This window comes from Streptomyces sp. MS191, assembly GCF_008042125.1.
Classification (GTDB): Bacteria; Actinomycetota; Actinomycetes; order Streptomycetales; family Streptomycetaceae; genus Streptomyces.
Window position 1 is genome coordinate 1 of the sequence record NZ_RDBI01000072.1, and the last position, 2,692, is coordinate 2,692.

Here is a 2,692-nt window from a genome sequence, read left to right on the forward strand (position 1 = left end):
CCCCTCACTCCTCCCTCGCGAGCTCGCGGGCCAGGGCCACCAGGAGCGGGGTCGCCGGGTGTGGGGAGGTGTCCCGCCAGGCGAGGACCACGTGGATGGGGGGTGCGTCCGTCAGGGGTCGGTAGGTCACGCCGGGGTGGGGGTGCATGTCCGCCGTCGAGACGGACGAGACGCCGATGCCCCGGCCCGCCGCGATCGCGGTCAGCCAGTCGTCGGTGTTGCCGACCGTGAGGGTGCCGCCGGGGCGAGCCCCTGGCGGCCACAGGTCGAGGCCCGTCGTGCCCGAGACCGTGTTGAGGACCACGGTCTCGGTCGCCAGGTCGTCCAGGGTCAGCCCCGGGCGTTCCGCCAAGGGGCTGTCGGCCGGCAGTGCGGCCACCCGGGGTTCCGTGGTCAGCTCCTCCGTCGCGAGCCCGGGCGCGTCCACCGGGCCGCGGAGCAGCGCCGCGTCCACGTCGCCGCGTACGAGTCCGGCCGTTCGGTCGTCGATCCGCAGGAGTTCGAGCGGCGTCTCGGGGTGTTCGCGCTGCCATCGGCGCAGGAGGGGTGTGGTGTACGGGCCGAAGGCCGACCAGGCGTGGCCCAGGCGCAGCGGCCGGTGCCGGAGGCGGGCGGGGTCGATCGCCGCGTCGAACGCGGCGACCGCGGAGGCGGCCCGGTCGCGAAAGGCGCGGCCCTCGGGGGTGAGGGAGAGGTGGTGCGTCGACCGGTCGACGAGTCGGGCGCCGAGGTGGGTCTCCAGGGCGGCGAGCGTGCGGGAGACGGCGGGCTGGGTGAGGTGGAGGCGGGCGGCGGCCCGGGTCACGTTGCCTTCCTCGGCGATGGCGAGGAAGGCGCGCAGGTGGCGCAGCTCTAGGCCCATGCGTCCGGAGCATAACCGCAGCCCAATCGGCATTTCACGTGGCGCGCACGGGCTCGTAGCGTGAGAGTGGGACTTCACTTGACGAGTCCATTATTCTGGACTGGTAGTCCAGTGAAATGCACTATCCGAGGGAGTGAGCCGGTGGACAGCCCGGTCAAGGACATCGCCGCCGTCTCCGTGGGAGACGGCGGGCTGGGTGAGGTGGAGGCGGGCGGCGGCCCGGGTCACGTTGCCTTCCTCGGCGATGGCGAGGAAGGCGCGCAGGTGGCGCAGCTCTAGGCCCATGCGTCCGGAGCATAACCGCAGCCCAATCGGCATTTCACGTGGCGCGCACGGGCTCGTAGCGTGAGAGTGGGACTTCACTTGACGAGTCCATTATTCTGGACTGGTAGTCCAGTGAAATGCACTATCCGAGGGAGTGAGCCGGTGGACAGCCCGGTCAAGGACATCGCCGCCGTCTCCGTACCCGAGGCCGTCTCCGTACCCGCGTCCGATTCCGTGTCGGCGCCCGGTTCCGTGCCCGCGTCCGGTTCCGCGTCCGACGCCGCCGCGACGGGGGCCGCTTCCTCCCGTGCCACCCGTCTCGGGCCCGTCGCGCTCGTCGTCGCCGGTGGGCTCTCCGTGCAGTTCGGATCGGCGGTCGCCGTCCTGCTCATGCCGCGCGCCGGCGCCCTCGGGGTCGTCACCCTGCGCCTCGTCCTCGCCGCCGCCGTGCTGCTGATCGTCTGCCGGCCCAGGGTCCGCGGCTACCGCCGCGCCGACTGGGGCACCATCGTCGCCTTCGGTGCCGCGATGGCCGGCATGAACATCCTCTTCTACCAGTCGGCCGACCGGATCCCGCTCGGTGCCGCGGTCACCCTGGAGGTCCTGGGTCCGCTGCTCCTGTCGGTGATCGACAACGCCTGGCTCAGGACGAGGAACCCGGCGGTCGCGGCGATGGCCGGCTCCAGGCTCATCAGGATCGCGAAGGTGGGGGCAGGCAGCCGGCGCAGCGCGAGGAGCTCCAGCGTGTACGGCAGCACCGAGGACATCAGGGCGACAGCCAGGCCCAACCCGATCGTCGACGGGACGAGCAGCTTGTCGCCGGCCTCCACGATGCCGAACGGCAGCGACAGGACGGCGCCGAACGCCATCGCCAGCGCCAGCCCGTCCGCCTTCGGGAAGCGTCGCCCGGTACGGGCGCTGAACACGATGTACGTCGCCCACATCGCACCGGCGGCCAGCGCGAACGCCGCCCCCAGGGGATCGAGGCGGTCGAAGCCGCCGCCGCCGAGCAGGACGACGCCGCCGAGGGCGAGACCCGCCCACAGCACGTTCATCAGCCGGCGGGAGGCGATCACCGACAGGAGCAGCGGACCCAGGACCTCCAGGGTGACCGCGGCACCGAGCGGGATCCGGTCGGCCGACTGGTAGAAGAGGATGTTCATGCCGGCCATCGCGGCACCGAAGGCGACGATGGTGCCCCAGTCGGCGCGGCGGTAGCCGCGGACCCTGGGCCGGCAGACGATCAGCAGCACGGCGGCGAGCGTGCGGGAGACGGCGGGCTGGGTGAGGTGGAGGCGGGCGGCGGCCCGGGTCACGTTGCCTTCCTCGGCGATGGCGAGGAAGGCGCGCAGGTGGCGCAGCTCTAGGCCCATGCGTCCGGAGCATAACCGCAGCCCAATCGGCATTTCACGTGGCGCGCACGGGCTCGTAGCGTGAGAGTGGGACTTCACTTGACGAGTCCATTATTCTGGACTGGTAGTCCAGTGAAATGCACTATCCGAAATGCACTATCCGAGGGAGTGAGCCGGTGGACAGCCCGGTCAAGGACATCGCCGCCGTCTCCGT

The 2,692-nt window shown here is 71.5% G+C and carries 2 protein-coding genes and 2 pseudogenes; 1 reads left to right on the forward strand and 3 read right to left on the reverse strand.

Annotated elements, in window-relative coordinates; all coding sequences use genetic code 11:
- Positions 1–4: 4 nt before the first annotated feature.
- Both EAO71_RS33130 and EAO71_RS33135 read right to left on the reverse strand, forming a co-directional pair.
- Entirely contained in the window at positions 5–862 is an 858-nt protein-coding gene (locus EAO71_RS33130) for a LysR family transcriptional regulator (protein WP_147981530.1), read from the reverse strand.
- Between the two features lie 132 nt (positions 863–994).
- Positions 995–1,180, reverse strand: a pseudogene (locus EAO71_RS33135) (helix-turn-helix domain-containing protein); the annotation flags it as partial.
- Positions 1,181–1,378: 198 nt separating this feature from the next.
- On the opposite strand from EAO71_RS33135, the pseudogene EAO71_RS39365 reads away from it, so the two are divergent.
- A pseudogene (locus tag EAO71_RS39365) lies at positions 1,379–1,753 on the forward strand (EamA family transporter); the annotation flags it as partial.
- Here the strand turns inward: EAO71_RS39365 and EAO71_RS33145 are convergent.
- Positions 1,678–2,532 carry an EamA family transporter gene (locus tag EAO71_RS33145; RefSeq protein WP_410094235.1) on the reverse strand — a complete coding sequence of 285 codons (855 nt, stop codon included), beginning with the start codon at positions 2,530–2,532 and terminating at the stop codon, positions 1,678–1,680. The pseudogene EAO71_RS39365 and the gene EAO71_RS33145 sit on opposite strands and share 76 nt — an antisense overlap.
- Between the last annotated feature and the right edge of the window lie 160 nt (positions 2,533–2,692).